This window comes from Kitasatospora griseola (genome assembly GCF_044999035.1).
Lineage (GTDB): Bacteria > Actinomycetota > Actinomycetes > Streptomycetales > Streptomycetaceae > Kitasatospora > Kitasatospora griseola.
In genome coordinates, this window is sequence record NZ_CP173360.1 from 4637444 (window position 1) to 4662966 (window position 25523).

Genomic DNA, 25523 nt, shown 5'->3' on the forward strand with positions numbered 1-25523 from the left:
CTGCTGCGGGGAGGGTCAGCCCTGCTGCGTGACCAGGGTCGGCTTGGCCGCCTTGGTGACGCGACCGGTCTCGTCGAAGCCGTCGTTGTAGACGAAGGCGGTCGGGATCTTCTCGTGGAACTGGTAGTCGGCCTTGATCCGGCCGTCCTCGTCGAGGATCAGGGTGTCCTGGCCGGCCATCTGGATGTCGCCGGTCTCGGTGTGGACCATGTTCCAGTTGAAGCGCACCAGGTTGTGGTGGCCCACCGCGTTGTACGCGGAGACGAAGCGGTAGCCCAGCGGGAAGTAGATGCCCTGGGTGTACAGGACCTGCTCGGTGAGCGCCTCGTGGCCGACGAACGGGTCGCGCCGGTAGAAGACGTAGAAGGCGTCGTCGGAGTACAGCGCCTTGACCTTCTCCGCCATCACCTTCGCGTCGCGCTCGTTCCACAGGTCGACGTAGGCCTCGGCGAGCTGGTTGGGGGAGGCGAACTTCATGGTGATCTCCTGGTTGTCGGTGGATGGTTCGATGGCTCTTGCGTCGAGGCCGTCAGCCCGCGAGTTGCCGGTGCAGCAGTTGCACCAGGTCCGTCGCGATGCCGGGGCCCTCGTCATGGATGAAGAAATGGCCGCCGGGGAACTCCCGCAGGCCCAGGAAGGCGTGGCTCCGTTCCTGCCAGGACCGCATCGCACCGGGTGCGAGGTACGGGTCCCGCCGGCCGGTGTACGCCACCACCGGGCAGTCGACCGACGCGCCGTCGTCCCGGTAGTCGGCGCAGACGGCGAGGTCGGCGCGCATCGGGGCGACGACCATGGCGGTGAGCGCCGGGTCGGTGAGGACCTCGGGCGAGACGGTCCCCAGCTCCTCCAGCAGCGAGGCGATCGCCCCGTCGGACCCTTCGGCCAGGCCCCGGGTGGGCATCGTGAAGCCCTCCGGGGCCCAGCCGGAGACGCCCAGCATCGCCGGGCGCGCGGAGCCCTCGCGTTCCAGCCGCACCGCCACCCGGTAGGCCAGCAGGGCCCCCATGGAGTGGCCGAACAGGACGAACGGACGGTCGCCGCTCTCCGCGGCGACGATCTCGCTCAGCTTGTCCACCAGCGGATCGAACTCGGTGAACGGCGGTTCCTGCAGCCGGTCCTGACGGCCAGGCAGCTGGATGCGGCGGCATTCGACGCTCGGCGGCAGGTAGTCCGGCCACCGGCTGTACATCGACACGCCGCCGCCGCTGTAGTGGAACAGGAACAGCGCCGCCTCGGCGTCGGGGTCGGACTCGGCCGGCCGCAGCCAGCCGGCCCGGAACTGCTTCGGCGCCACCCGCCCGGTCACGGTCGCCCGGCCGCCGAGTCGGCGTACTGGTCGCGCAGCACCCGGCGCAGCACCTTGCCGGTCGGGTTGCGCGGCAGGTCGTCCAGGAACGCGTACCCGCCCGGGATCTTGTAGTCCGCGAGCCGGCCGCGCAGGAAGACCAGCAGATCGCGCTCGCGGACCGGGTCGGCGCCCGGCCGGAGCACCACCGCGGCGCGGACCACCTCGCCCCAGCGGGAGTCCTTCACGCCGAACACGGCCACGTCCGCCACGGCGGGGTGGGCGCGGAGCGCGTTCTCGACCTCGATGGGGTAGATGTTCTGCCCGGCGACGATGATCGTGTCGTTGATCCGGTCCTGGAGGAAGAGGTAGCCGTCCTCGTCGAAGTAGCCGGCGTCGCCCATGTGCAGCCACTCGCCGACCACCATCTCCGCGGTGGCCTCCGGGCGCTGCCAGTACTCCTTGAACCGCGCCGGGCTCTTCACGCAGATCCGCCCGACCTGGCCTGCCGGCAGCTCCTTGCCGTCGCCGTCGATGATCTTCACCTCGTTGCCGGGCAGCACCCGCCCGGCCGAGGCCATCAGCGGGCTGCCCGGCACGTGCTCCGCCGCGGTGAGGCAGGTGATGAAGCTCCCGGTCTCCGCCGCCGCGTACGCCTGGACGATGTCGCACTTGAACTCGTCGAGGCAGCGCACCATCAGCTCGTAGTCGATCGGCGAGCCGCCGTAGACGATCTTGCGCAGCGACCGGAAGGCCTCCGGGCTGGAGATCTTCTCGTCCAGCATCATCTTCAGCATCGCCGGCGCGGCCCAGACGGTGGTCACGCCCTCGTCCCGGATCACCCGCACCGCTTCGTCCGGGATGAACATCCGCAGGACCACGCTGGTCGCACCGACGTTGAAGCAGTGCATGAACCAGGCGTAGCCGCCCGCGTGCAGGCCGGGGAAGCAGGTCAGGCTGCGGTCCTCGGGCCGCCAGTCGATCGAGTCGACGCCCGCCCGCTGCATGTTCTCGATGAACGTGAAGTACGACCGGTGCGACAGGACCACGCCCTTGGGCAGGCCGGTGGTGCCGCTGGTGTACATCTGCGCGATCGGGTCCTCCGGGTCGGCGTCCACGCCCGGATCGGTGTCCGGGTGCCCGGCCTTCCAGGAGGTGAAGCCCACGCCCCGCTCGGTCGCGCCGTCCATCTCGACGACCGTGCGCAGGGTCGGGAGCTCCTCGCGCAGGCGCTCGACGACGGTGAGGAAGTCGCGCTCCACGAACAGGACCTCGGCCTGGGAGTCGCGCAGGATGTGGTCCACCTCGGCCCTGATCAGCCGCCAGTTGACGGGGACCAGGACGACGCCGGCCTTCGCACAAGCGATGGTCAGCTCGTAGTACTGATCGGTCTCGCGGCCCAGGTACGCCACCCGGGCCTGCCGGCCGAGGCCCTCGGCCAGCAGCGCGTTGGCCGAGCGGTTGCTCTCCAGGTGCAGCTCGCCGTACGTGATCGTCCGGCCCTCGATGACCAACGCGGCGGCATCGGGCCGGCGTTGCGCATGCAGGGCGGACCTCGCGGTGATCGTCTGCTTCTCCGAGTTGCTCACAGCCCCTCCTTCGCTTTCTCCAGGAATTCCACGAGCTGCCCGATGGAGCCGTGGTCGAACACGATGGTCAGCGGCAGCTCGACGCCGTACTCCGCCTCCAGCCGGGCGCGCAGCTCGGCCGCCCCCAGGGAGTCCATCCCGAGGTCCAGGAACGCGGTGTCGGCGGAGATGCCCGACTCGTCGTCGATCCGCAGCAGGCCGGCGACGGCCGACCGGACGGACACCTCGACGGCGGAGCCCTGCCGGGCCGGCCCGGGCCGCCGCGCGGACCCGGCGGCCGGGGCGCGCTCCGCCGGCGGCGGCGCGACCTCCAACTGCCGGAACGCCATGCCCTCGATCTCCGCGACCGGTTCGCCGTCCTCCAGCAGCAGCACGTCGGCGAGGAAGCCGGTGCCCGCGTCCGCCGCCGCCCTGGTCTGCAGCGCGGCCACCAGCCGGGCGGCCCGGGGCTTGCGGAACAGCCGGACGGCGTCGACGCCCACGCTGATGTAGGAACGACTGCGGTCCACCAGCGCGGCCAGACCGTGCGTGGCCGCGTCGAACAGCTGCGGCGGCAGGTGCTCCGCCCGGGAGAGGTCCAGGGCGTCCACCTCGGTCAGGGTGAAGTCGTCCCCGTGCCGGTCGACCCCACGCACCCGGTCGAACTGCGGGCCGTACTCCAGGCCCGCCGCGACATAGGCCGCGTGGACCTCGGCGCCGTCCAGCTCCTGCGTGGGCGCACCCGGCGCACCGGCCCGCTCCAGCAGCCGACGGCCGGTCCCGCTCGGCCCGGGGACGGCCGCGGCGCCGATCGTCGCGGTGGCGTGCACCCGCTCGACCCGCTCCCCGCCCTCACCGGACCGGCTGACGATCTCGACCGCGGCAGTGCCGTCGGCCTTCGGTGCCAGCCTGGTCCGCAGCTCCACCGGCCGGCTGCCCAGGAACAGCGCCTCGTGGAAGCGCAGCTCCAGCAGCGGCCGCCCGGTGGTGCCGTACACCTCGTCCAGCAGCGCCAGCACCGCCTCGACGTAGGCGCCGGCGGGCAGGAACGGCCGGCCGCGCAGGGTGTGGTCGGCGAGGTACGCGGGGAACCGGGCGCTGACCCGGGCGACGAACTCCCGCGCCCCGTCGGGCTGCGCCGGGTGCGGCTCGGTGCCCAGCAGCGGATGGGCGCCCGGCCCCGCGCCGAGGCCGTGCCGGCCGACCTGGTCCGGCATCCAGTACCGCTTGCGGTCGAAGGCGTACGGCGGCAGGGCGATCCGGCGCCCCGGACCGTCCTGGTGGACGGCCGTCCAGGTGATCTGGAGCCCCGCCGTGTAGGCGCCGGCCAGCGCCTGCCGGAGGGACCTGGCCTCCTCGTCCCCGGGGCGCAGGCTGCTCAGCCAGACGTGGCCGCCGTCCGGCACGCACCGCCGGGCCAGGGCCCCGAGCGTGGCCGAGGGGCCGACCTCGACGAAGACGTGCTTGCCGCGTCGGGCCACGGCCTGCACGCCGCCCTCGAAGTCGACGGCCTCCCGCACGTGGCGGACCCAGTACTCGGGGGTGCCCACCTCCGCGAACGACGCCATCTCGCCGGTGAGGCAGGAGACGAGCGCCAGCGAGGGCTCGTGGAACTCCGTCCCCGCCAGCTCCTCGCGCAGCTCGTCCAGGATCCCGTCCATCAGCGGCGAGTGGAACGCCGACGAGACCTTCAGCGCGGTGACCCGCACCCCGCGCTCCCGTAGCAGCTCGGAGAGCTTCGCCACCGAGGCCGCGCCGCCGGAGACCACGCACTGGCCCGGGGCGTTGACCGCGGCGACGCCCACGTCGGGCAGTTCGGCCAGCAGCGGCTCGATGTCCGCGGCGGTGGCGGCGACGGCGGCCATGCCGCCGGGCTCGGTGACCGACTGGATCAGCCGGGCCCGGGCCGCCAGGAAGCGCACCCCGTCCTCCAGGCTGAACAGCCCGGCGACGGTCGCCGCGGCGATCTCGCCCACGCTGTGCCCGAGGACGGCGCTGGGACGGACGCCCCAGGACTGCCACAGCCCGGCGAGCGCGTACTCCAGCGTGAACAGCGCGGCGTGCGTGTAGCGGGTCTCGGCGAGCAGCTCCTCCGCGTCCGGGGCCGTGCCCAGCATGACCTCCGCCACCGACCGCGGCAGATGACGGGAGAACAGCCGGTCGCAGGCGTCGACGCGCTCCCGGAAGACCGGGTGGTCGCGGTACAGGGCGGCGCCCATGCCGACGTACTGCGAGCCGGACCCGGTGAACAGGAAGGCCGCCTTCCGCAGGTCGCCGGAGGTCCGCTCGCCGTCGGCCAGCTTCTGCGCCGCCTGCTCCAGCAGCTCGACCGCTTCGGCGGCGTTGCGGACGGCGCCCGCGACCCGGTGCGCGAAGTGCGTCCGGCCGGTGTTGCGGGTCAGGGCCAGATCGCCCGCCCCGGTGTCCTGGTGGTCCGTCAGGAACTGCCGGTGGCGCTCCACTTGCAGGGCCAGCGCCGACCGGCTCTTCGCCGACAGGGTGAACACGTGGGCGCCCTCGTCCGCCACGTCCGGACGGTCCGTCGCGGGGGCCTGCTCGACCACCGCGACGCCCATCGCGCCCGCCACGCCGAAGCTGTTGACCACGGCCCGGCGGACCGGGGCCTCCCAGGGAGTGCAGGCGGTCGGGATCCGGATCGGGTACATGTCCCACGGGATCCGGCCCGAGGGCGTCGAGTACAGGTGCGGGTAGAACACCCCGTCGCGCATCTGGAGGATCACCTTGATGATCCCGCCGACGCCGGCGGCCGGCTCCATGTGCCCGAGGTTCGACTTGACCGAACCGACGGTCAGGCCGTCGCCCTCGCGGTGCGCGGCGCCGAACACCCCGTTGATCGAACCGAGTTCGATCGGATCGCCGAGCGGCGTGCCGGTGCCGTGCGCCTCCACGTACTGGACGTCCCCGGGCTCCAGCCCGGCCCGCTCCAGCGCGCGCCGCATGACCAGCTCCTGCGACGTCCCGTTCGGGGCGGTCAGGCCGGCGCTCTCGCCGTTGTGGCCGATCGCGGTCGACCGGATCAGGGCCAGCACGGTGTCGCCGTCGCGCTCGGCGTCCGACAGGCGCTTGAGCACCAGCACACCGCAGCCCTCCGCCCGCGCGTACCCGTCGGCCGCCTCGTCGAAGGTCTTGCAGTGCCCGTCGGGCGCCAGGAACCCGCCCTGGGACAGGATCGCGAAGATCTTGGGGTGGTGCAGCGCGTTGACGCCGCCGCACAGCGCGATGCTGCACTCGCCGCCCCGCAGACCCGCCAGGGCCATGTGCAGCGCCGTCAGCGACGAGGCGCACGCGGTGTCCGTGGTCAGGCTCGGGCCGTGCCAGCGCAGGAAGTACGACAGCCGCCCGGACATCGGGTAGGCGCCCATCCCGGTCGCCATCGAGCCGTCCAGCTTGTCGTACGGGACGGAGTCGAGCTCCATCGCCTGGTCGAACGGCGTGGCGCCGATGTAGACGCCGCCGTCGCGCACCGACGACGGGACGACGTTGGCGTTCTCCAACGCCTCCCAGGCCGTCTCCAGGAGCAGCCGCTGCTGCGGGTCCAAGTACTGCGCCTGCTTGGGCGAGACGCTGAAGAACTGCGGGTCGAACTCGTCGATCCGCTCCAGGAATCCGCCGGCCTCGGAGCGGATCAGTCCCGGCGACGCGGGGTCGTCCGAACCGAACGCGTCGACGTCCCAGCGGTCCCGCGGCAGCGGGCTGATGCCGCTGCGGCCGGCCCGCAGGAACTCGGCGTACCCGTCCAGCGAGTCGTTCCCGCCGGGAAAGCGCAGACCGACACCGATGACCGCGATCGGCTCGTCCCGGTCCGGCCCGGCCGGCTCACTGCCGCGCATCGGACGCCTCGCCGAAGAGGTCCGTGAGCACCTCGGTCATCAGGTACGTCAGCATCAGCTCCACCGTCGGGCTGTTGAACAGCACGTTGGCGCTGATCGAACAGTCCAGGAGCTCCTCGAGGCGCTGCTTGACCTCGGTCACCCGCAGGGAGGTGAGGCCCAGGTCGAAGAAACTCTCCGACAGCGGGAAGTCCTCGTCCTCGGACATCAGCAGAGATTCCTTGAATTCTCTGATGACTATCTGCTCCAGCGCGTCCGGCCGATCGAGCTTCGGAGTGTCCCGAAGCTCTTGCAGAGTCGCGTGGGAATGTGTCATCCGCTTTCTCATCTCCGGTTCCGGGAACTGGTGAGGTGCCGGCATCGGACCGAGTGAATCAGAGGTGGTTGACGCACGGCTGATGAGAGGCTGACGAAACCCGCGAACCCGCGGAGGAATCCGGGGAGTCGAGCACATCAGAAGCTCATCAGCACTGCGTCAGCGGGCCGTGCCATAGTTTTCCTCAGCAAGCGGCGGAACACGGCGGAGATAGCCGGGCTTCGCAAGGAGAGGTAGCCGTAGCGGCCTATCGGATTCCTGTTTCGGCAGGAAAGGGCTTTTGTCCTCGCAGGTTCGAATCCTGCCCTCTCCGCAGCTGTGGCGAGTCGGGGTGCCGGCTCGCCACAGTTTCGTGTCAGCAGATAATCGCCTTGCCGAGGAGAAGCGATGTCGGAGACCGTGACCCGCACAATCAACGTGACTCGCCTGTTCACCGACGAGGCCGGCGAGAGCCACTTCGTCGAGGAGAAGCTGGACCTCAACGAGGTGAACTTCGCCCCGCCGGCCCCCTCGATGTTCCTCTCGGCGCCGGCCGAGGCCCGCGCGAGCGTGTACCTGCTCTGCCCCGACGGCTACTTCGGTGACTTCCACCCGGCGCCCCGTCGGCAGATCATGACGCTGCTCCAGGGCGAGCTGGAGGTCGGCGTCAGCGACGGCGAGAAGCGCCGCTTCCTGCCGGGTGGCAGCGTCCTGGTGGAGGACACCACCGGCAAGGGCCACTCGACGCGGTGCATCGGCGACTCGCTGCTCATCGTTACCCAGCTCTGATGCTCAGTGCGGCGGCGCGCTGCAACCGGACCGTTGGAGAGTAGATGAAGGTCACTCTGTTCGAGCAGGCGCCGTACCGGTTCCTGCCGTCGGACTTCGAAAAGCACCACAACTCGGTGTGCGACACGCCTTACGGCCTGACGACTCCCGAGGGCGTCTTCAGCTCGTTCACCGATCACATCGACGAGTTGATGATCGGCGCCAGGGCGGGGTTCGACGGCATCGCCGTCAACGAGCACGCCCAGAGCTCGTACGACCTGATGCCGAACCCCAACCTGGTGGCGAGCGCGATCGCCTACGCCACCCAGAGCCAGGGGCTCGACGTCGGGATCTTCCCGATGGGGCGTTCGCTGGGCAAGACGCGCGAGCCGGTCCGGGTGGCCGAGGAATACGCGATGCTCGACGTCATGAGCAACGGCCGGCTCCTCGCGGGCTTCCCGGTCGGTCTCAGCTACGACGCCAGCATCAACAACGGCATCCCGCCGGTGGAGGTGCGCGGCCGTTTCGAGGAGAACCTCGACCTGGTGCTGCGGGCCTGGGAGGACCGTGAGCCGTTCGCCTGGAACGGCCGGTACGCCCAGTACCCGCAGGTGAACATCTGGCCGCGGCCGCTGCAGAGCCGGCCGCCGGTCTGGATCACCGGCATCGGCAACCCGAAGACGATGCAGATGACCCTGGAGCGCGGCTTCGGGTTCAACTACTTCGGGTTCGCCGGGGCGAAGCTCACCGGACCTCGGATCTTCAGCCGGTTCTGGGAGATCGCGGACGAACTGGGCCTGGAGCGGAACCCGTACCGGATGGGCTTCCTGCAGACGATCGCGGTCAGCGAGACCGACGAGCGCGCGGAGCAGGAGTACGCCGAGCACGTCGAGTACACCTACCGCAAGGGCCTGGGGGCGATCCCGCCCGAGAAGCTGGCGATCGCCGGCGGCGTGAACATCCACGGCGTCAAGGCCCTGCTGCGCGACCCGGGCGACTTCGGCCTGTACAGCCAGATGCGGACGGCCAGTTACCGGGAGCTCGTCGAGGCCGGCACCGTCATCGCGGGCAGCCCGGCGACCGTGCGGGACCAGCTGATCTCGTACTGCCGGGAGTACGGCATCGGCAACCTGCACGCGATGCTCGGCTTCGGGTCGCTGCCGAAGGCGCTCGCGGAGAAGAACATCAACCTGTTCGCCGAGGAGGTCCTGCCGCACCTGCGCAAGCTGTGGAAGGACGACGGGTTCAGCCACCACTGGTGGCCGGAGCGCCTGGGCGGCACACCGCTTCCGGTGGCGGAAGGCGGAGCGTCGGCACGGAAGGCGGAGGCCTCATGACCACGGATTCCTTCAGCGGCGAGCCGCGCGAGGAGAGCGTCGAACTCTGGGACGGGCGGCTGACGCTGCGGGTGAAGGTGGCGGGCCGCGGCGCTCCGCTGCTCTACCTGCACGGCTCCACCGGGCTGGTCTGGGACCCGTTCCTGGCGCACCTGGCGGAGCAGTACACCGTCTACGCCCCGGAGTTCCCCGGCACCACCGCCGGTGAGCCGGACGCCATCCACGTGATCGACGACCTGTCCGACGTGGTCCTCGCCTACGAGGAGCTGTGCCGGCGGCTCGGCCTGGTCGACCCGGTGATCGTCGGGCACGACTTCGGCGGCATGCTCGCCGCGGAACTGGCCGCGCACTTCCCGGCGCTGCCCTCGCGGCTGGTGCTGATCGCGCCGCTCGGGCTGTGGCGGGACGACCTGCCGGTCGGGAGCCTGGCGGCCGCCTCCGCGGAGGAGCTGGCGGGCCTGCTCTTCCTCGACCCGACGGGCGAGGTGGCCCAGGCCGCGCTGACGCCGCCGGCCGATCCCGCGGTGGCCGTCGAGGTCATCGGCGGCATGGTGTGGTCCATCGGCAGCACGGCCAAGTTCCTCTGGCCGATCCCCGACCGCGGACTGCGGTCGCGGCTGCACCGCGTGACGGCGGCGACGCTGATCGTCTGGGGCAGCGGGGACCGCCTGATGTCGGCGGAGTACGCGGAGGAGTTCGCCGGACTCGTCACCGGCAGCCGGGCCGTGGTGCTCGACGCCGCCGGCCACCTTCCGCAGCTGGAGCAGTTCAAGGAGGCCACGGTGGCCGTCGACGAGTTCCTGAGGTGAAGGACCGAGGCGCGCCCATGCTGAGTCTCTCCGGGAAGACCGCCCTGGTGACAGGTGCTTCACGCGGGATCGGCAGGGCGATCGCCCTCGGTCTTGCCGAAGCCGGGGCCGACGTCGCCCTCCTTGCTCGGGGAGCCGAGCAGTTGAGAGCGACGGCGGCTGCGGCCGAGGAGTTCGGCGGCCGGGTCGCCGCACTGGTCTGCGACATCGAGGATCCGGAGCAGATCGAGGCGAGCATCGGGAAGGCCGTCGCGGAACTCGGCCCGCTGGACGTCGTGGTGAACAACGCTGGAGGAATCACCTACTCCGGGCCGTTCCACGAAGCCACGACCGAGCAGTGGCAGCGGGAAATGCGGCTCAATTTCGAATCCGTTCTTGAGGTGTGCCGCCTGGTCGGCCCCGACATGGTCGGGCGTGGCCAGGGGTCGATTATCAACATCTCCTCGATCGGCGGAAAAGCCGGCCTCCCGAATTACTCCCCCTATGCCGTTTCGAAGGCCGCGGTGACCGCGCTCACCCATTCGCTCGCGGCGGAGTGGGCGGCTTCCGGGGTGCGGGTCAACGCGATCACGGCCGGCTGGGTGGAGACCGACCTGACCAAGCCCCTGGTCGGGCACCACGAGCTGTCCGAGCGCCTCATGGAGGTGATCCCGGCCGGGAGGTTCGCCACCCCGGAGGACCTGGTCGGCCTGGCGCTTTACCTGGCCAGCGACGCTTCGCGGTTCATGACGGGCTCGTCCGTCGTCATCGACGGCGGGGTCTCCTCCTTCTACGGCGGCGCCGCGGTCCTCCACGGGGCCGGGCGCGGATCGGCCGGGGCCGGCGTCCCGGACAGTCGCCTCAGATGCAAGTAACATGATCGACATGACAACTGACGAATCGTCAGTATCGGTCGTCGACCGGTGAATCCGGGCACTGATTTCAGCCATCGCGTCATCGGGTGATCGTCGCCCCCGTGCGCACCCGTGAACGGCCGTCTCCACAGGGAGGCGGCCGTTCGTCTGTTGCGGCCCTCCATGGCCGGCCAGGGGGAAGCCGGACAATCATCCAATATCGCCGGTCGGACGGGCGGGGCGAGGGTGCGTCCGAGTGGCTCGAAGGGGCCGGTTGACGCGCGTCACGGGGCCGCTGAGGGCCCTCGGCATCGACACCTGCGCTGCCACCTGCAATATTGCGGGAGTATTGCAGGGGTGCTTCACGCCACTGGTGGCCGGATCGCGCGGCGGCCATCAAAGAGCTATGCAAGAAGCCGATTAAATGATTGTCTTGTGGGGAGATTGCATACCGCGGGCACCTCAAGGGTGCGGGCCTGAAGTGAATAACCTGTGCGATCGGGCAGAGGGGGGTGTGTTCGGCGCAGGGCTGTGTATCGCTGCCTTTCGCGTCTCGCAGCGTGAGCCCGTCGGGCTCCAGCGCGTCGAAGGGGTGTCGACGATTCGTTCGCAGGACCGGTCGCTATCAGGATGGGAGGGGCTTTAATGCGTTTCTTCGTGCTTGGGCCGTCGGAAATCAAGGTGGGCCACCACACGGTTCGGCCCAAGGGGGCGGTCCAGGAGTTGCTGTTCGCCTCGTTCATGGCGGCGGCCGGCAGGCTGGTCACCGTGGACTCGCTGGCGGAGGAGCTGTGGGGGACCACGCCGCCGACGAAGATGCACAACGCGCTGCAGGCCCAGATCAGCAGGCTCCGCCGCAGCCTGGCACGAACGGAGCAGGACGGTGCGTCGCGCATCGTCACGAGCGTCTCCGGCTACCAGTTCAGCCTGCAGCCGGGTGAGCTCGACGCGCAGGTCTTCCTCGACACCGTCGACGTCATCCGGGGCCGGGTCTGCGACAGACTCGACCGATGTATCGCCGAGCTCCGGGGCATCCTCGCCCTGTGGCGGGGACCGGTGTTCGGAGGGCTGGCGACGGGGCCGCTGTGCCAGACCGCGGCGTCCAAGTACGAGGAGTCGCGCTTATCCGCGCTGGAGCTGCTCTACGACCTGGAGCTCAGGGCGGGCGGCCACAACCGGATCATTCCCGAGGTGACGGAGACCCTGGCGCAGAACCCGATGCAGGAGCAGTTCTGCCGCCAGCTGATGGTGGCCCTGTACCGGTCGGGCCGGCAGATCGACGCGCTCAACGTCTACCGCGACTTCCGCCACCGCCTCAACGAGGAGCTCGGGGTCGACCCCTCGCCGATGCTGAGGATGTACGAGAGCGCCGTCCTGGAGCACGACCTGGCGCTGCTGGAGGAGTCGCCGATGATCCGGCCCGTCGGAGTGCGGGTGTAGCCCGGCGGGGCCGATGCCGCGCCGTGAACGCGGCCCCGTGCCGCCCACCCCGCCCGCCCCGGATCCGGGGCGACCGCCGGCCGCCTCGCACTCCCGGGCGGCCCACTCCGCGAGACGCGCCACCACGTTGGACACGTCAAGGGCACCGACGGTGCCTCGGCCGGTACCTGATGCCGGTACGAGGCCGCACCGTGCTTCGACGAACGGGTGGTGACGGCCGCCGACCCGGTTTCGTGGTCCGGAATGCCTCGTTGAGCCCGCCGACGAAGCCCTGAAACCGTCACGGCAGGCGGCGGGGCGAGCACGCGGAAGAAATGAGGCGGTCGTGGCTTCGATCGTGCTGGAGACCGTGATCGAGGCGGACGCCGCCGAAGTCTGGGCGGTGATCGGCGACTTCGAGCAGGGCCCGCCGCGGATGGCACCGGGCTTCGTCACCGGGACGGAGCTGACGGCCGACGACGTCCGAACGGTCACGTTCGCCAACGGCGACGTGATCGACGAGCGGCTCGTCAGCCTGGACCACGAGGCCCAGCGGATCGTCTGGGCGGTCATCGGCGGCACCGTGCGGCCGTTGCACGACAACGCCTCCCTCCAGGTCGTCGCCGAGAGCGAACGGCTCAGCCGGCTGGTCTGGATCCGCGACGTCCTGCCGGACGAGCTGGCGCCGCCACTCGCCGCGACCATGGCGGACGGACTGGCCGTCATCCGCGAGACCCTGTCGGCCGGGCAGGCGTAGGCCCTCCAGGACCGAACCGCCCCAGCTCCGGACGGCCGCGCCTCTCAAGGGCGGCCGGACCGGGCTGGGGCGGTTCCGTGGTGCGGGTGCGGGTGCGGGTGCGCCGGCTACGCCGCGGAGCGGACGTCGGCCAGGGCCTCGACGGCGGGGCCGTCCGCGGACTCCTCCGGCTGCGCCAGGGCCGCGTAGCGCTCGGGATGGGCCGACCGGATCCAGTACGCGTAGCCGAGTCCGCCGACACCCACCACCAGCAGCGCCCAGGGCAGTGCGGTGACCACCGGGTTGGTCGTGCCGGTGAGGACCGCGAAGTTGCGGACGACGAGGACGGCGGCCGTGACCAGCCCGGCCGCGCCGAGCACCGGAGCGATCCTGGTCTGCCACCACCCGCCCTTGCGCTTGCGGTAGTAGCCGAGCACGGCGACCGAGGCCATCGCCTGGAGCACCACGATGCCGAGGGTGCCGATGCCCAGCATGCTGGTGGACATGTTGAGGTAGGGATCCAGGCCGGCGAGGGCGAAGGCCGCGACGACGACGGCGCTGAACACGCTCTGGACGACGCTGGCCCGGTGGATGGCCTTGTACTTGGGGTGCACCGCGGCCAGGCGGCCCGGCAGCAGGCCGTCACGGCCCAGCACGAACATGTACCGGTTGGCCGCGTTGTGCAGGGCCAGCCAGGCGCCGAGCACGCTGGTGCAGAGCAGGACCTGCATCACCGTGGTGGTGGCCGAATTCAGGTACTCGTCGCTGAGGTTGAAGAACATGTCCCCCAGGTCCGCGGTCGCCGTCGCCTGGATCTTCGACGGGCCGACGGCGCCGACCGCGAGCCAGCTGGTGGCGCCGTAGAACGTCGCGATCAGGACCACCGCGATGATCGTGGCCCGCGGAACGCTCCGCTCGGGGTTGCGGGTCTCCTCGGCGTACAGGCCCGCCGACTCGAAGCCGATGAACGACGCCATGCCGAACATCATCGAGACGCCGAAACCCGGGGCGAAGATGTTGTGCGGCGCGAAGGACGCGGCGGGCATGGCGGAGAAGCCGTGACGGGCGAGGATCGCCACGTCGAGGGCGAACAGGATGACGATCTCGCAGATCATGAGCACCGCCAGCACCCGGGCGCTGAGCTCCACGTGCCGGTACCCGAGCACGCCCACCACCACCAGGCCCGCGGCGGCCCACACCTCCCACGGCAGGTTGAGACCGTGCGACGCGGCGAGCGCCTGGGCGAAGTACGCGAAGGCGCCGAGCACGCCGACCGTGACGGTGTTGTAGGCGATGACGGCGATGATTCCGCCGCTGACGGCCGGCGGCCTTCCCAGGCCGTGGGCGATATAGGTGTAGAACCCGCCCGCGTGGCTGATCCGGCTGCTGATGGCGGCGTAACCGGAACTGAAACAGAGCAGCGTCAGCCCGGCGAAGACGAACAGCGCCGGCACGCCCGGTCCATTGCCGATCGAAAAGGACAGCGGCACGGTGGTGAGCATCGCGGCGAGTGGCGCGGCCGCTGCGATGATCATGAATACGATCTTCGGCGTGGTGAAGGTGCGCAGCAGACGCACTGGTTGGGGGCGGGAACTGGTAGTGGCCACGGGTGCTCCTGCGATAAGGGATGCGAGAGGCGCGGAGTTCGTTTTCTCCCGGCTGTTGCGATCGGGAAGCGCCCGGACGGCCGACTTCGGTCGGCCGGGCAGGAAAACGGCCGACAGGTGATCTCCGGATTTCCGCTGAGGCCTGCGGATGGCAGGAACGAGCATTCCACAGACCTTCTGACCGACGTCTGATCATGCACTGATGGTCGATTGACAGCGCTTCGTCAGTGTGCCGTCGGAATTCCGGACGCCATTTCCGCAGGTTTCAGCAGACCCCGCAGCATTCCTGGTCGAGCGGAGCCGCCGCCAGGCTGTCCGTCGCCCACAGGTGCTGCAGCGCGTAGGCACGCCAGGGGCGCCAGGCAGCGGCGTGGCGGGCCAGCGCGGCGGGCGTCGCGGGGAGCCCGAGCTCGACGGCGGCGGTTCGCACGCCCGGGCCGCCCGTGGTGAACGCGTCGGGGTCGCCGAGCGCGCCCATGGCGACGACCTCGACCGTCTCCGGCTCGATGCCCGGGATGGCGGTCAGCTGCGCCCGCGCGCGCAGCCAGTCGCTGCCCCTGCTGACGTCGACCGTGCCGTCCGCCAGCGCCTCGACGAGCCGAGGGAACGCTCCGTGCGGCCGGTCCGGCGGCACGCTCGCGGCCGGTCCGAGGCCGACCAGCTCGGCGGGGGCCGGGAACAGTCGGGACAGGCCGCCGCCCGGGTCCGTCACCGGCAGGCCGTGGACCGCCGCCAGCCGGGCCGCACGGTCACGGGCGGTCGCCGCCGAGACGTGCTGGCCGAGCAGCGCGCGGATCGCGTACTCCTCCCCGTCGACGGTGCGCGGCACCCGCCGCCCCGGGTTCTTGCGCACCAGCGGCGCCAACAGCGGGTCCTCGACCAGCAGTTCGTCCACGGCGGCGGGATCGGCGTCCAGGTCCAGCATCCAGCGGCACCGGTTGATCGCCGCGGTCAGGTCCCGCAGGTCGGAGAGCGTGAGCCGGCACTCGACGAAGGCCGAGGCGGTGGGGCGCAGTTCGACGATCCCGTGGCCGCGGGGCAGCCGCAGCGTCCGGCGGTACGCGCCGGACCGCCACTCCTCGACCCCGGGGACCGCCGCGGCCGCCAGCCGGCCGAAGAGACTGTCGGCGCACAGCGGCGCCCGGAACGGCAGCCGCAGCGTCAACGTCCCCGCGACGTCGGTGGGTCGGGTGCGCCGGCGGAGCTCGGTGGGCGACAGGGCGAACACCGCCTGCACGGTGTCGTTGAACGACCGGATGGAGGAGAAGCCCGACGCGAACGCGACCTCGGCCATCGGCAGGGTGCTGGTCTCGATCAACAGCCGGGCGGCCTGCGCCCGTTGGGCCCGGGCCAGCGCCAGCGGCCCCGCACCGACCTCGGCGCGCAGCTGCCGTTCGACCTGGCGGGTGCTGTACCCCAGGTACGCGGCCAGCCCGGGCACCCCTTCCCGGTCGACGACGCCGTCCTTGATCAGCCGGATCGCCCGCGCCACCAGGTCCGCGCGCTCGTTCCACTCGGGGGAGCCCGGAGCCGCGTCGGGCCGACAGCGCTTGCACGCCCGGAACCCGGCCTGCTGGGCTGCCGCCGCACTGGAGTAGAACCTCATGTTCTGCGGCTTCGGCGGCGAGACCGGGCAGCTCGGCCGGCAGTAGATCTTCGTCGTCAGCACGGCGACGAAGAACCATCCGTCGAACCGTGCGTCCTTGGACTGGACGGCTCGGATACATCGCTCGGTGTATTCGTGCACATGCTCAGGGTGCTTCAAGACCGGGCGGCCCGGGGCCCGAACGGCGGAATGCCCGGTGCTCCGGCCTGGTGGGGACAAGGTGTCGGCCAGAGTATTGGCGCGTTCAGGTCATCTTTGGGTCGGTCCACGCCAACCGCCCCGTCGCCCCGGATGCGGGCGGCCGGACGCCGCCACACTGCAGGTCCGAGGAACTGGGTTCGAACGCCGAGGGCGGGCGACATGGCGCGGGATCTCCGGACGGCGCACCACGGACGGCGGAGGCCTTCCGGCGACGAGCCGGTGCGGCGGACGCGGCTCGCCCAGCAGGCGGGCCTGCGGATCACCGAGCTGGCGTGCTTCGAGGACCACCGGTCGTTCCGGACGGCGGTGACCGGGGAGCCGGACGAGACGGTGCTCGTCGTGTCGCTGATCCGCACGGGGGGCCTGGTGCTGCGGGTCGGCGGACGCGAGGAGTTCGTCGACCCGACCACGGGCTTCCTGCTGCGCCGCGGGGACGACGCCGCCGTCGCGCACCTGGCCCGCCTCCCCGACCTGAGCACCGTGCTGCAGTTCCACCAGGACGTCCACGGGGAGTGTCCGGGCGGGGCCGGGCCGCGGGTCCTGCCGGTGGACGCGGGCCTCGACCTGGCCCATCGGGGGCTGGTCGCCGCCTGCCGGGCCGGGGCGGATCCGTTCGAGGTGGCGGAGCGGGCCAACCGTCTGATGGCCGGGCTGGTCGGCGGTCGCGAGCCTGCCCCCTGCCCACGGCGCGCCTCCACGGTGGTGGCGCACCGCAGGCTCGCCCACCAGGCGTGCGCGGCACTGATCGACGGGCTGCCGACCGCGGGCCTGGAGGAGATCAGCCGCCTGGTCGGTTGCTCGCCGTTCCACCTCAGCAGGGTGTTCCGGGCGGTCACCGGCCGCACGCTCACCGGCTACCGGAACCAACTCCGGGTGCGGGCGGTGGTGGAGGAGCTCGGCGGCGGCCGGCCGCTGCGGGAGCTGGCCGCGAAGTACGGCTTCGCCGACCAGGCCCACCTGACGCGGGTGTTCCGCCAGCACGCCGGCGCGCTCCCCAAGGTCGTCAGGGCCGCACTGCGGGGGACGGCGCCTCCGGCCGGAACCGAGCAAGAAAATTCAACGCCGCGGCCGCCGCCGTCACCAGAATGAGTGCTGCCCCCTGCTGAACCACGGAACGGCGACTCACCAACTGTCACGAACATCGGAGAGTGGAGGGAACGTTCATGATCAGGACGAGGACCGCGACCGCACTCGGCGCGCTCTGTCTGGCTGCGGCCGGCGTCTCCGTCGCGGCGACACCCGTCTCGGCGACGCCCGCCCCGGCGGGACAGCAGAGCCAGGCCGGCCTCCTGGGAATCGGTACCCGGGTCACCACGCGGGTCGACACCCCACTGTATTTCGGCCCCGGGCTGAGCACCCCGAGTGTCGGCGTCGCCTGGGCCGGTGACAACGTGGCCGGCATCTGCCAGATCTTCGACAACAACAACAAGCGCCTGATCCTGGGCATCGAGCGCCCGGGCCGCAACGGTGTCCAGTGGGCCAACACCGCCGGCTACATCTGGGACGACTTCATCATCCAGTACACCGCTGGCTTCCCCCTCTGCCTGAGCTACGGCCCCAGGGTCACGCCGATCCGCAACACCACGATCTACTCGGGCCAGGGGCTGAGCACCCCGGGCGTCGGGGTCGCCTGGGCCGGCGACGACGTGGAGGGCATCTGCAAGGTCAACGACAACAACGGCAAGCGGATGGACCTGGTCATCGAACGCCCCGGCCGCAACGGCGTCCAGTGGGCCAACAGCGCCGGGTACGTGTGGGACCTCGACATCGCCGAGAACACCGACGCCCTGCCGGACTGCGGCACCGTGTAGGCGGAGAGGGCAGGATTCGAACCTGCGTGGGCGCGTGCGCCCGGCTGGGGTTTTTAGGCCCTGGTCCCCGATAAGCCGCTCCGGGCACCTCTCCTTGCTTCCAACCCGGGTTCCGGGCTGTTTGCGCGGAGAGGGCAGGATTCGAACCTGCGTGGGCGCGTGCGCCCGGCTGGGGTTTTTAGGCCCCGGTCCCCGATAAGCCGCTCCGGGCACCTCTCCTTGCTTCCAACCCGGGTTCCGGGTCGTTTGCGCGGAGAGGGCAGGATTCGAACCTGCGTGGGCGCGTGCGCCCGGCTGGGGTTTTTAGGCCCCGGTCCCCGATAAGCCGCTCCGGGCACCTCTCCTTGCTTCCAACCCGGGTTCCGGGTCGTTTGCGCGGAGAGGGCAGGATTCGAACCTGCGTGGGCGCGAACGCCCGGCTGGGGTTTTTAGGCCCCGGTCCCCGATAAGCCGCTCCGGGCACCTCTCCTTGCTTCCAACCCGTTTCCGGGCTGTTTGCGCGGAGAGGGCAGGATTCGAACCTGCGTGGGCGCGAACGCCCGGCTGGGGTTTTTAGGCCCCGGTCCCCGATAAGCCGCTCCGGGCACCTCTCCTTGCTTCCAACCCGTTTCCGGGCTGTTTGCGCGGAGAGGGCAGGATTCGAACCTGCGTGGGCGCGAACGCCCGGCTGGGGCTTTCGCCCCGGTCCCCGATAAGCCGCTCCGGGCACCTCTCCTTGCTTCCAACCCGTTTCCGGGCTGTTTGCGCGGAGAGGGCAGGATTCGAACCTGCGTGGGCGCGAACGCCCGGCTGGGGCTTTCGCCCCGGTCCCCGATAAGCCGCTCCGGGCACCTCTCCTTGCTTCCAACCCGTTTCCGGGCTGTTTGCGCGGAGAGGGCAGGATTCGAACCTGCGTGGGCGCGAACGCCCGGCTGGGGCTTTCGCCCCGGTCCCCGATAAGCCGCTCCGGGCACCTCTCCTTGCTTCCAACCCGTTTCCGGGCTGTTTGCGCGGAGAGGGCAGGATTCGAACCTGCGTGGGCGCAAGCGCCCGGCTGGGGCTTTCGCCCCGGTCCCCGATAAGCCGCTCCGGGCACCTCTCCTTGCTTCCAACCCGTTTCCGGGCTGTTTGCGCGGAGAGGGCAGGATTCGAACCTGCGTGGGCGCAAGCGCCCGGCTGGGGCTTTCGCCCCGGTCCCCGATAAGCCGCTCCGGGCACCTCTCCTTGCTTCCAACCCGTTTCCGGGCTGTTTGCGCGGAGAGGGCAGGATTCGAACCTGCGTGGGCGCAAGCGCCCGGCTGGGGCTTTCGCCCCGGTCCCCGATAAGCCGCTCCGGGCACCTCTCCTTGCTTCCAACCCGTTTCCGGGCTGTTTGCGCGGAGAGGGCAGGATTCGAACCTGCGTGGGCGCAAGCGCCCGGCTGGGGCTTTCGCCCCGGTCCCCGATAAGCCGCTCCGGGCACCTCTCCTTGCTTCCAACCCGTTTCCGGGCTGTTTGCGCGGAGAGGGCAGGATTCGAACCTGCGTGGGCGCGAGCGCCCGGCTGGGGCTTTCGCCCCGGTCCCCGATAAGCCGCTCCGGGCACCTCTCCTTGTTCCCGGCCCGGTTTTTGTTTTCCCCGCGCCGTTCACATGGATAACAATGCCAGACGCCGCTTAGACGGCGCTGACATCCTTCTGACAGCTCGTCGTAACCCGGGCGGGGCCTTTCGGAAAGCGCGTGTGCGGCCCCGCCCCGGCGGGGTCAGGAGGTGCGGGTGGCCAGGTAGTCGGCCCAGGTGGCGGTGCCGTCGGCGTGGGCCGGGGTGGTGAGGTGGCCCTGGCGGAGGGCGGTGCCGACCCGGCCGGGAAGGTGGATGGGGAGGACGCGGCGACGGCGCGGGTGGGTGGCGCGGAGCCAACCGGCGGCGAGGTCGGTGGCGGGACGGATCTCGGGGCCGCCGAACTCGGGTGCGTGGCCGACGGGTTGGCCGAGCGCGAGGGTGACCAGGCGGTCGGCGACCTCGGCGGGGTGGACGGGCTGGCAGGGGGTGTCGGCCGGCATGGGGAGGACGGGCAGCCGGGCGAGGCTGCTGAGCATGCCGTCGAGGAGCGCCGGGAACTGGGTGGCGCGCAGGTTGCTCCAGCCGAGGTCGGACGCGGCGAGCAGGCGTTCGACCTCCAGCTTGACGCGGTAGTACGTGAGCGGGACCTTGTCGACGCCGACGATCGAGATGTTGACGAGGTGTCGGACGCCGGCCCGGCGGGCCGCGTCGAGCAGGTGGCGGAAGGCCGGCAGGTCGTCCTTGGGGCGGCGCGGGTCGCTGGCGCAGTGGATCACCGTGTCGACGCCGATCAGCGCGGCGTCCAGGCCGACATTGGCGAGGAGGTCGCCGGTGTGCCACTCGGTGCCGCTCGCGCCGGGGACGTCCGGCGGGGTGGTGCGGCGGGTGAGGGCACGTACGGTGAGGCCGGTTCCGTGCGCCCGGCGCAGGACTTCGCGGCCGAGTACGCCGGTCGCGCCGGTCACCAGCAGGGTGCGCTCGTTCATGGCTGTCGGTTCCTTCCCGGAGGGGTCTGTGCAGGAAGGAACCGGACGGTCAGGCGTTCTGTGACAGCGGGCGGTGGTGGGCCGCGAAGTGGGCGAGCTTGTCGGGGTTGCGCAGGATCCGGACGGCGGTGACGCCGCCCGGTCCGATCTCGACGGACCCGACCGAGGTGAGCCGGTCGCCCTCCCAACCCAGCACCGCCGGAGAGCCGTTGGCCTCGGCGAACTCCAGCCGGACGCCGCCGGTGAAGCGGGCGAACAGCCCGGCGAGGAAGCGGGCGGCGTTGTTCCGGCCGGTGACCGGGCGCATCGCGGAGCGGACCTTGCCGCCGCCGTCGGCCCACACCACGACCTGTTCGGCGAGGAGTGCTTCGAGCCGGTCCAGTGCGCCGTCGGCCGCGGCGGACAGGAAGCGTTGCAGCAGGGCGGCGTTCTGGGCCGGGTCGGGCGCGGGGTGCGGGGCGTCGTCGCTCAGATGCCGGTGACCGCGGTGGTAGAGCTGGCGGGCGGCGGGCTCGGAGCAGTCCAGGACGCCGGCGATCTCGCGGTGGCTGTAGGCGAACGCGTCGCGCAGCACCACCGCGGCCCGCTCCGGCGGGGTGAGCCGTTCCATCAGGGTGAGGACCGCGAAGGACACGGCTTCGCGCTGTTCGGCGTGCTCCATCGGCCCGAGGGCGCCGCCACCGGTGGCGACCGGTTCGGGAAGCCAGCTGCCCGGATACTCCTCGCGCCGGGCCCGGGCGGAGGTGAGCCGGTTCAGGCAGAGGTTGGTGAGCACCTTGTTGAGCCACGGCCCGGGCGCCGCGACCTGTCCGGGCAGTGCGCGGTGCCAGCGGAGGTAGGCGTCCTGCACGGCGTCCTCGGCCTCCGCGGCGGATCCGAGCATGCGGTACGCGAGTGAGAACAGCCGCGGGCGGTGGGTCTCGAACTCCTGTGCCGCGTCCATGACGCCCACGGTAGCGGGGCCGCACGGACGGCGGTGCCGGGGCCCGCCCCGCTGGCGGGCCCCGGCGGAGGTGCGCCGGTCAGGCGGAAGTGGCCGCGCCGAAGCGGGTGGTGACGTCCTGCCAGTTGACGACGTCCCACAGGCGGGTGACGTAGTCGGGGCGGACGTTCTTGTACTGGAGGTAGTACGCGTGCTCCCAGGCGTCGAAGGCGAGCAGCGGGACGGTGCCCTGGCCGACGTTGCCGTGGTGGTCGTAGACCTGCTCGACGATCAGGCGCTTGCCGAGCGGCTCCCAGGAGAGGATGCCCCAGCCGGAGCCCTGAACGCCGACGGTGGCGGTGGTGAGCTGCTGCTTGAACGCCTCGAAGCTGCCGAAGTGCTCGGCGATGGCGTCGGCGAGCGCGCCCTCCGGGCGGTCGCCGCCCTCGGGGGAGAGGTTCTGCCAGAACAGCGAGTGCAGGACGTGGCCGGACAGGTTGAAGGCGAGGGTCTTCTGCAGGCCGACCAGCGAGCCGAACTGCTCCTTGTCGCGGGCCTCGGCGAGCTGTTCCAGCGTCAGGTTGGCGCCGTTGACGTACGCCTGGTGGTGCTTGGAGTGGTGGAGCTCCAGGATTTCGGCGGACATCGCCCGCTCCAGGGCGGAGTAGTCGTAGGGCAGGTCAGGCAGCGTGTAGGCACCCATGGGTGAGCAGCCCCTCTCGGTCGACGGATGATCCGTTGCGAGGCTCACCCTATTGCAACTCTTTTGCAAGAGCGTCAGGAGGGCATTAAGGGCGGGTGTCGCCGCATGTCGCCGGTGGTCACGGCCCGTCAGGAAGTCTCGCCGTACGCCTCCTCGCGCAGCCGGTCCTCGGACGCGCCGCGCCGCCAGTAGCCGGCGAAGGACACCGCGCGCCGGTCCAGCCCGCGCTCGCGCACCAGGTGCCGACGCAGCGCCTTGACGGTCCCGGCCTCGCCGGCGATCCACGCGTACAAGGCGTCGGCGGGCAGCTCGGCCTCCCGAAGGGAGGTCAGCAGCCGGGACGGCGCGCCGGGTTCGCGGATCAGCCAGGTGATGTCCACCTGCTCGGCGTCGGACAGGTCCTGGATGTCGGCGGCATCCGGCACCTCGATCCACACCAGCGCGCGGGCGCCAGCCGGCAGCCACTCCAGGATGCCGCCGACCGCGGGCAGCGCCGTCTCGTCGGCCAGCAGCAGGACGGTGCGGGTGCCCTCGGGCGGGCGGAACCCCACCGAGCGGTTGTCGGCGACGGCCGGGCCGAGCAGCACCACCCGGTCGCCGGGCGCCGCCGCCGCGGCCCAGCGGGCCGCCGGGCCGGCCGGGGACGGGTCGTCCGGGTCGGTGCCGTGCAGCGCGAAGTCCACGTCCAGCTCCGGGGGTTCGGCGCGCCGGGCGCGCACGGTGTACGAGCGCATCACCGCCCGCTCGGACGCCGGCAGCGCCCGCCAGGCCGCGAACCAGCCCTCGCCGTCCCGGTACGGGAGCAGCGGCTCGGGCTGCCCCGGGTGCGGCAGGAACAACGAGCAGGACTGGTCGCGCCCGCCGCTCGCGAAGCCTGCCAGCGCCGCACCGCCGAAGGTGACCCGCAGCATGGTCGGGCCGAGTCGGCAGGTGCCCACCACCTGCGCGGGGAAGAACGCGAACTCCTGTGCCTGGCCGGTCATTCGACTGCCTTTCGGACGGGTCTCAGCTCAGCTTCCGGGACTTCTGGACCGCGGCGGTCAGCCGCTCCAGCAGCGGGGCGAACCCGGCGTACGAGAACCGCGGCACCGCGTCCCACGGGGTGATCTGCTCGGCCTTCACCGCCGGCAGCTGCCCCCAGGCGGGCTTGGCGGCCAGGTCCTTGGGCTGGAGGGCGGTGGAGCGCTGGTCGAGCAGCAGCAGGTCCGCCGCGTACTTGCCGGCGTTCTCCCAGCTCAGGCCCTCGTAGTAGTCGCCGCCGTCGGTCTTCTCCGGCTGCACGAACTCCACGCCCAGCTCGGCGAAGTGGATCAGGTCGCAGGAGACCTTCGGGTTGGAGACGTAGAACAGGTCGGCGCTGCCCGAGCAGGCCATCACCTTGATCCCGCCGGCCGCCTTGACGGCCTGGCGCAGTGCCTCGGAGGCCCGCTCGAAGCGCGCCTTGGCGTCGACCACCTTCGGCGCCGTCAGGTCCGCGCCCAGCGACTCGGCGAGCTTGGCGTAGTGCTCGATCGGCCGGCTGATCGACACCCGGCCGGTGGAGGTCAGCACCGCGGGGGCGAGCTGCAGGATCTTGTCCTTGGACTCGTCCGGCACGTACCAGTGGGCGTCCGGTTCGTACATGTGGGTCACCAGCAGCTCGGGGCGGAGCGCCGCGTACTTCTCGATGGAGAACTCGCCCCAGGCGTTGCCGATGATCTCGACCTGATCGATGTTCAGACTGCCGGCCTGCGGGTCGGGTTTGCCGTCGGCGGCCCTGGTCTCGCCGAAGACGCCGACCAGCTGCTTGTCCAGGCCGAAGTCGGCGAGGGCGGCGGCCGCGCCGGTGAAGGCCACCACCCGGGTGGGCGTGGACTTGGCGGTGACGGTCTTCCCGCGGTCGTCGGTGTAGCTCCACGGGCCCTTGCCGGCAACGGAGTTCGCGCCGCCCGAGGCCTGGTCGGCGCCCTTGCCGGAATCCTTGCCGCCGGAGGATCCGCAGGCGGCGAGCACCGCGCCGAGAGCGGTCGCGCCGCCGGTGGCGAGCAGGCCGCGACGGGTCGGGCGGAGGGGGAGCGGCATGGCGGTACCTCGGTTCGGAGCAGGGGAGTCGGCGCGGGGCGCGGGAAGGCCGACCGGGAGCGGCAGGCGCTAGGTAGGTTAACCTAACCTAAGTTCCGGCGGGTCGGGCCTCCGAGGCCCGCGCCGGCAGTCCCCGACCGATCCGGAGCACCCTTGAGCACCACCCGCTCCCTCCCGACACCCCGCACCGGCGCCGCCCGCCGCGGCCTCCCGCGCGCCCTCGGCCCGGCCGCCGCGCTGCTCGTCCTGCTCGCCGTCCTGCTGCTCAGCCTCGGCCTGGGCGCACGGCAGTTGAGCCTCGCCGAGGTCTGGCACGGACTGACCGACCCGACCGCCCCCGGCTGGACCGTCGTGCACGAGATGCGCCTGCCGCGCACCCTGCTCGGCCTGCTCGCCGGCGCCGCGCTCGGCCTGGCCGGCGGCGTCATGCAGGCCCTCACCCGCAACCCGCTGGCCGACCCCGGACTGCTCGGCATCAACGCCGGGGCCTCCGCCGCGGTCGCCACCGCTGTCGCCTTCCTCGGCGTCAACTCCTTCACCGGCTGGGTCTGGTGGGCACTGGCCGGCGCGGCCGCCGTCTCGGTACTGGTCTACGCCGTCGGCGGCGGACGCGCCGCCACCCCCGCCCGGCTCGCCCTGGCCGGCTCCGCGCTCAACGCCACCCTGTACTCGTACGTCAGCGCCGTGATGCTGCTGGACGCCGCCTCGCTCGACCGGATGCGCTTCTGGACGGTCGGCTCGCTCGCCAGTGCGCAACTGTCCACCGTGCTCGGGATGCTGCCGTTCGTCGCCGTCGGCGCGCTGCTCGCCCTGGGCCTCGCCCGCCCGCTGAACGCGCTCGCCCTCGGTGACGACGCGGCCCGCGCCCTCGGCGCCCGGCCCGGGGCGGTCCGGGCCGCCGCGATCCTCGCCGTCACCCTGCTCTGCGGCGCGGCCACCGCCGCCTGCGGGCCGATCGTCTTCGTCGGCCTGATGATCCCGCACCTGGTCCGCGCCCTCACCGGCCCCGACCTGCGCCGCCTGCTCCCGTACTGCGCGGTGCTCGCGCCCGTGCTGCTGCTCGGCGCCGACGTGCTCGGCCGGGTGCTGGGACGGCCCGGCGAACTCCAGGTCGGCATCGTCACGGCCGTCCTCGGCGGTCCGTTCTTCCTGTACTTCGCACGACGGGGGAGGGCCCGGGCATGACGGCGCGGACACGACGCGA

General features: G+C 71.5%; 21 protein-coding genes and 14 tRNA genes. 10 read left to right on the top strand and 25 right to left on the bottom strand.

What is annotated here, in order from left to right:
* Positions 1-15: 15 nt before the first annotated feature.
* Genes ACI1MP_RS21040 through ACI1MP_RS21060 form a run of 5 tightly spaced genes read right to left on the bottom strand, consistent with a single transcriptional unit; the run spans position 16 to position 6912 of the window.
* Positions 16-477 carry a nuclear transport factor 2 family protein gene (locus ACI1MP_RS21040; protein WP_189276589.1) on the bottom strand — a complete coding sequence of 154 codons (462 nt, stop codon included), beginning with the start codon at positions 475-477 and terminating at the stop codon, positions 16-18.
* A gap of 52 nt (positions 478-529) precedes the next feature.
* The gene (locus ACI1MP_RS21045) at positions 530-1294 is read right to left on the bottom strand and encodes a thioesterase II family protein (RefSeq protein WP_157815697.1); all 765 of its coding nucleotides are present in this window, start codon (positions 1292-1294) and stop codon (positions 530-532) included.
* An 8-nt stretch (positions 1295-1302) separates the two neighbouring features.
* A complete protein-coding gene (locus ACI1MP_RS21050) occupies positions 1303-2874 on the bottom strand; it encodes a long-chain-fatty-acid--CoA ligase (RefSeq protein WP_380335757.1) in 1572 nt (523 codons plus the stop codon).
* The gene (locus tag ACI1MP_RS21055) at positions 2871-6704 is read right to left on the bottom strand and encodes a beta-ketoacyl synthase N-terminal-like domain-containing protein (RefSeq protein WP_404869239.1); all 3834 of its coding nucleotides are present in this window, start codon (positions 6702-6704) and stop codon (positions 2871-2873) included. Before ACI1MP_RS21055 ends, ACI1MP_RS21050 begins: the two co-directional genes overlap by 4 nt.
* On the bottom strand, positions 6691-6912 hold the full coding sequence (locus ACI1MP_RS21060) for an acyl carrier protein (RefSeq protein WP_235438032.1): 222 nt from the start codon (positions 6910-6912) through the stop codon (positions 6691-6693). The genes ACI1MP_RS21055 and ACI1MP_RS21060 overlap by 14 nt, the downstream gene beginning before the upstream one ends.
* A gap of 335 nt (positions 6913-7247) precedes the next feature.
* Here ACI1MP_RS21060 and ACI1MP_RS21065 point away from each other — a divergent pair.
* The 7 genes from ACI1MP_RS21065 to ACI1MP_RS21095 all read left to right on the top strand — a co-directional run bounded on the left by ACI1MP_RS21065 (position 7248) and on the right by ACI1MP_RS21095 (position 12922).
* Positions 7248-7333, top strand: a tRNA-OTHER gene (locus ACI1MP_RS21065).
* 74 nt (positions 7334-7407) lie between these two features.
* Positions 7408-7788: a hypothetical protein gene (locus tag ACI1MP_RS21070; protein ID WP_189276581.1), complete on the top strand. Its 381-nt coding sequence runs from the start codon at positions 7408-7410 to the stop codon at positions 7786-7788.
* 44 nt (positions 7789-7832) lie between these two features.
* Complete coding sequence (locus tag ACI1MP_RS21075; RefSeq protein WP_380335765.1) at positions 7833-9104, top strand: LLM class flavin-dependent oxidoreductase; 1272 nt, start codon at positions 7833-7835, stop codon at positions 9102-9104.
* Positions 9101-9913 (top strand): alpha/beta fold hydrolase, encoded by an 813-nt coding sequence (locus ACI1MP_RS21080; RefSeq protein WP_380335767.1) that lies wholly within the window; start codon positions 9101-9103, stop codon positions 9911-9913. Before ACI1MP_RS21075 ends, ACI1MP_RS21080 begins: the two co-directional genes overlap by 4 nt.
* Positions 9914-9930: 17 nt before the next feature.
* On the top strand, positions 9931-10767 hold the full coding sequence (locus ACI1MP_RS21085) for an SDR family NAD(P)-dependent oxidoreductase (protein ID WP_380335770.1): 837 nt from the start codon (positions 9931-9933) through the stop codon (positions 10765-10767).
* Between the two features lie 660 nt (positions 10768-11427).
* Positions 11428-12186: an AfsR/SARP family transcriptional regulator gene (locus ACI1MP_RS21090; protein ID WP_229848326.1), complete on the top strand. Its 759-nt coding sequence runs from the start codon at positions 11428-11430 to the stop codon at positions 12184-12186.
* 325 nt (positions 12187-12511) lie between these two features.
* Positions 12512-12922 carry an SRPBCC family protein gene (locus ACI1MP_RS21095; RefSeq protein ID WP_043914988.1) on the top strand — a complete coding sequence of 137 codons (411 nt, stop codon included), beginning with the start codon at positions 12512-12514 and terminating at the stop codon, positions 12920-12922.
* A 107-nt stretch (positions 12923-13029) separates the two neighbouring features.
* Here ACI1MP_RS21095 and ACI1MP_RS21100 read toward each other — a convergent pair whose 3' ends face one another.
* Both ACI1MP_RS21100 and ACI1MP_RS21105 read right to left on the bottom strand, forming a co-directional pair.
* Positions 13030-14436 (bottom strand): APC family permease, encoded by a 1407-nt coding sequence (locus ACI1MP_RS21100; protein ID WP_404869240.1) that lies wholly within the window; start codon positions 14434-14436, stop codon positions 13030-13032.
* A gap of 337 nt (positions 14437-14773) precedes the next feature.
* Entirely contained in the window at positions 14774-16255 is a 1482-nt protein-coding gene (locus ACI1MP_RS21105) for a DNA-3-methyladenine glycosylase 2 family protein (RefSeq protein ID WP_387996313.1), read from the bottom strand.
* 219 nt (positions 16256-16474) lie between these two features.
* Here ACI1MP_RS21105 and ACI1MP_RS21110 point away from each other — a divergent pair, with 219 nt between their 5' ends.
* Both ACI1MP_RS21110 and ACI1MP_RS21115 read left to right on the top strand, forming a co-directional pair.
* On the top strand, positions 16475-17404 hold the full coding sequence (locus ACI1MP_RS21110; RefSeq protein ID WP_404869241.1) for a helix-turn-helix transcriptional regulator: 930 nt from the start codon (positions 16475-16477) through the stop codon (positions 17402-17404).
* A gap of 74 nt (positions 17405-17478) precedes the next feature.
* Positions 17479-18126, top strand: coding sequence for a hypothetical protein (locus ACI1MP_RS21115; protein WP_404869242.1), 648 nt, complete (start codon positions 17479-17481; stop codon positions 18124-18126).
* A gap of 1 nt (position 18127) precedes the next feature.
* On the opposite strand, the gene ACI1MP_RS21120 is transcribed toward ACI1MP_RS21115, so the two are convergent.
* The 18 genes from ACI1MP_RS21120 to ACI1MP_RS21205 all read right to left on the bottom strand — a co-directional run bounded on the left by ACI1MP_RS21120 (position 18128) and on the right by ACI1MP_RS21205 (position 24319).
* Positions 18128-18220 (bottom strand) — tRNA-Phe (locus tag ACI1MP_RS21120).
* Between the two features lie 32 nt (positions 18221-18252).
* Positions 18253-18345: transfer RNA gene (locus tag ACI1MP_RS21125), tRNA-OTHER, on the bottom strand.
* A 32-nt stretch (positions 18346-18377) separates the two neighbouring features.
* Positions 18378-18470 (bottom strand) — tRNA-OTHER (locus ACI1MP_RS21130).
* A gap of 32 nt (positions 18471-18502) precedes the next feature.
* Positions 18503-18595: transfer RNA gene (locus tag ACI1MP_RS21135), tRNA-OTHER, on the bottom strand.
* A gap of 31 nt (positions 18596-18626) precedes the next feature.
* Positions 18627-18719: transfer RNA gene (locus tag ACI1MP_RS21140), tRNA-OTHER, on the bottom strand.
* A gap of 31 nt (positions 18720-18750) precedes the next feature.
* A tRNA-Phe gene (locus tag ACI1MP_RS21145) sits at positions 18751-18841 on the bottom strand.
* Positions 18842-18872: 31 nt separating this feature from the next.
* Positions 18873-18963: transfer RNA gene (locus tag ACI1MP_RS21150), tRNA-Phe, on the bottom strand.
* A gap of 31 nt (positions 18964-18994) precedes the next feature.
* A tRNA-Phe gene (locus ACI1MP_RS21155) sits at positions 18995-19085 on the bottom strand.
* Positions 19086-19116: 31 nt separating this feature from the next.
* Positions 19117-19207, bottom strand: a tRNA-Phe gene (locus ACI1MP_RS21160).
* Positions 19208-19238: 31 nt separating this feature from the next.
* A tRNA-Phe gene (locus ACI1MP_RS21165) sits at positions 19239-19329 on the bottom strand.
* 31 nt (positions 19330-19360) lie between these two features.
* Positions 19361-19451: transfer RNA gene (locus ACI1MP_RS21170), tRNA-Phe, on the bottom strand.
* 31 nt (positions 19452-19482) lie between these two features.
* Positions 19483-19573 (bottom strand) — tRNA-Phe (locus ACI1MP_RS21175).
* Positions 19574-19604: 31 nt separating this feature from the next.
* Positions 19605-19695, bottom strand: a tRNA-Phe gene (locus ACI1MP_RS21180).
* A gap of 152 nt (positions 19696-19847) precedes the next feature.
* On the bottom strand, positions 19848-20633 hold the full coding sequence (locus ACI1MP_RS21185; protein WP_404869243.1) for an SDR family oxidoreductase: 786 nt from the start codon (positions 20631-20633) through the stop codon (positions 19848-19850).
* Between the two features lie 49 nt (positions 20634-20682).
* Positions 20683-21576, bottom strand: a complete 894-nt coding sequence (sigJ, locus tag ACI1MP_RS21190) for an RNA polymerase sigma factor SigJ (RefSeq protein ID WP_404869244.1) — start codon at positions 21574-21576, stop codon at positions 20683-20685.
* A gap of 79 nt (positions 21577-21655) precedes the next feature.
* Complete coding sequence (locus ACI1MP_RS21195) at positions 21656-22258, bottom strand: superoxide dismutase (RefSeq protein ID WP_404869245.1); 603 nt, start codon at positions 22256-22258, stop codon at positions 21656-21658.
* Between the two features lie 128 nt (positions 22259-22386).
* Positions 22387-23241 (bottom strand): siderophore-interacting protein, encoded by an 855-nt coding sequence (locus ACI1MP_RS21200; RefSeq protein WP_387996301.1) that lies wholly within the window; start codon positions 23239-23241, stop codon positions 22387-22389.
* Between the two features lie 22 nt (positions 23242-23263).
* Positions 23264-24319 carry an ABC transporter substrate-binding protein gene (locus ACI1MP_RS21205; protein WP_404869246.1) on the bottom strand — a complete coding sequence of 352 codons (1056 nt, stop codon included), beginning with the start codon at positions 24317-24319 and terminating at the stop codon, positions 23264-23266.
* 153 nt (positions 24320-24472) lie between these two features.
* Between ACI1MP_RS21205 and ACI1MP_RS21210 the strand changes: the two genes are divergently transcribed.
* Entirely contained in the window at positions 24473-25504 is a 1032-nt protein-coding gene (locus ACI1MP_RS21210) for a FecCD family ABC transporter permease (protein ID WP_404869247.1), read from the top strand.
* Positions 25505-25523: the final 19 nt, after the last annotated feature.

What these genes read in the sequence shown, in the direction of transcription:
- ACI1MP_RS21040 (WP_189276589.1), bottom strand. Translation starts at nt 477, where the DNA reads ATGAAGTTCGCCTCCCCCAACCAGCTCGCCGAGGCCTACGTCGACCTG.
- ACI1MP_RS21055 (WP_404869239.1), bottom strand. Translation starts at nt 6,704, where the DNA reads ATGCGCGGCAGTGAGCCGGCCGGGCCGGACCGGGACGAGCCGATCGCG.
- ACI1MP_RS21060 (WP_235438032.1), bottom strand. Translation starts at nt 6,912, where the DNA reads ATGTCCGAGGACGAGGACTTCCCGCTGTCGGAGAGTTTCTTCGACCTG.
- ACI1MP_RS21070 (WP_189276581.1), top strand. Translation starts at nt 7,408, where the DNA reads ATGTCGGAGACCGTGACCCGCACAATCAACGTGACTCGCCTGTTCACC.
- ACI1MP_RS21075 (WP_380335765.1), top strand. Translation starts at nt 7,833, where the DNA reads ATGAAGGTCACTCTGTTCGAGCAGGCGCCGTACCGGTTCCTGCCGTCG.
- ACI1MP_RS21080 (WP_380335767.1), top strand. Translation starts at nt 9,101, where the DNA reads ATGACCACGGATTCCTTCAGCGGCGAGCCGCGCGAGGAGAGCGTCGAA.
- ACI1MP_RS21085 (WP_380335770.1), top strand. Translation starts at nt 9,931, where the DNA reads ATGCTGAGTCTCTCCGGGAAGACCGCCCTGGTGACAGGTGCTTCACGC.
- ACI1MP_RS21100 (WP_404869240.1), bottom strand. Translation starts at nt 14,436, where the DNA reads ATGATCATCGCAGCGGCCGCGCCACTCGCCGCGATGCTCACCACCGTG.
- ACI1MP_RS21110 (WP_404869241.1), top strand. Translation starts at nt 16,475, where the DNA reads ATGGCGCGGGATCTCCGGACGGCGCACCACGGACGGCGGAGGCCTTCC.
- ACI1MP_RS21115 (WP_404869242.1), top strand. Translation starts at nt 17,479, where the DNA reads ATGATCAGGACGAGGACCGCGACCGCACTCGGCGCGCTCTGTCTGGCT.
- ACI1MP_RS21185 (WP_404869243.1), bottom strand. Translation starts at nt 20,633, where the DNA reads ATGAACGAGCGCACCCTGCTGGTGACCGGCGCGACCGGCGTACTCGGC.
- sigJ (WP_404869244.1), bottom strand. Translation starts at nt 21,576, where the DNA reads ATGGACGCGGCACAGGAGTTCGAGACCCACCGCCCGCGGCTGTTCTCA.
- ACI1MP_RS21195 (WP_404869245.1), bottom strand. Translation starts at nt 22,258, where the DNA reads ATGGGTGCCTACACGCTGCCTGACCTGCCCTACGACTACTCCGCCCTG.
- ACI1MP_RS21200 (WP_387996301.1), bottom strand. Translation starts at nt 23,241, where the DNA reads ATGACCGGCCAGGCACAGGAGTTCGCGTTCTTCCCCGCGCAGGTGGTG.
- ACI1MP_RS21205 (WP_404869246.1), bottom strand. Translation starts at nt 24,319, where the DNA reads ATGCCGCTCCCCCTCCGCCCGACCCGTCGCGGCCTGCTCGCCACCGGC.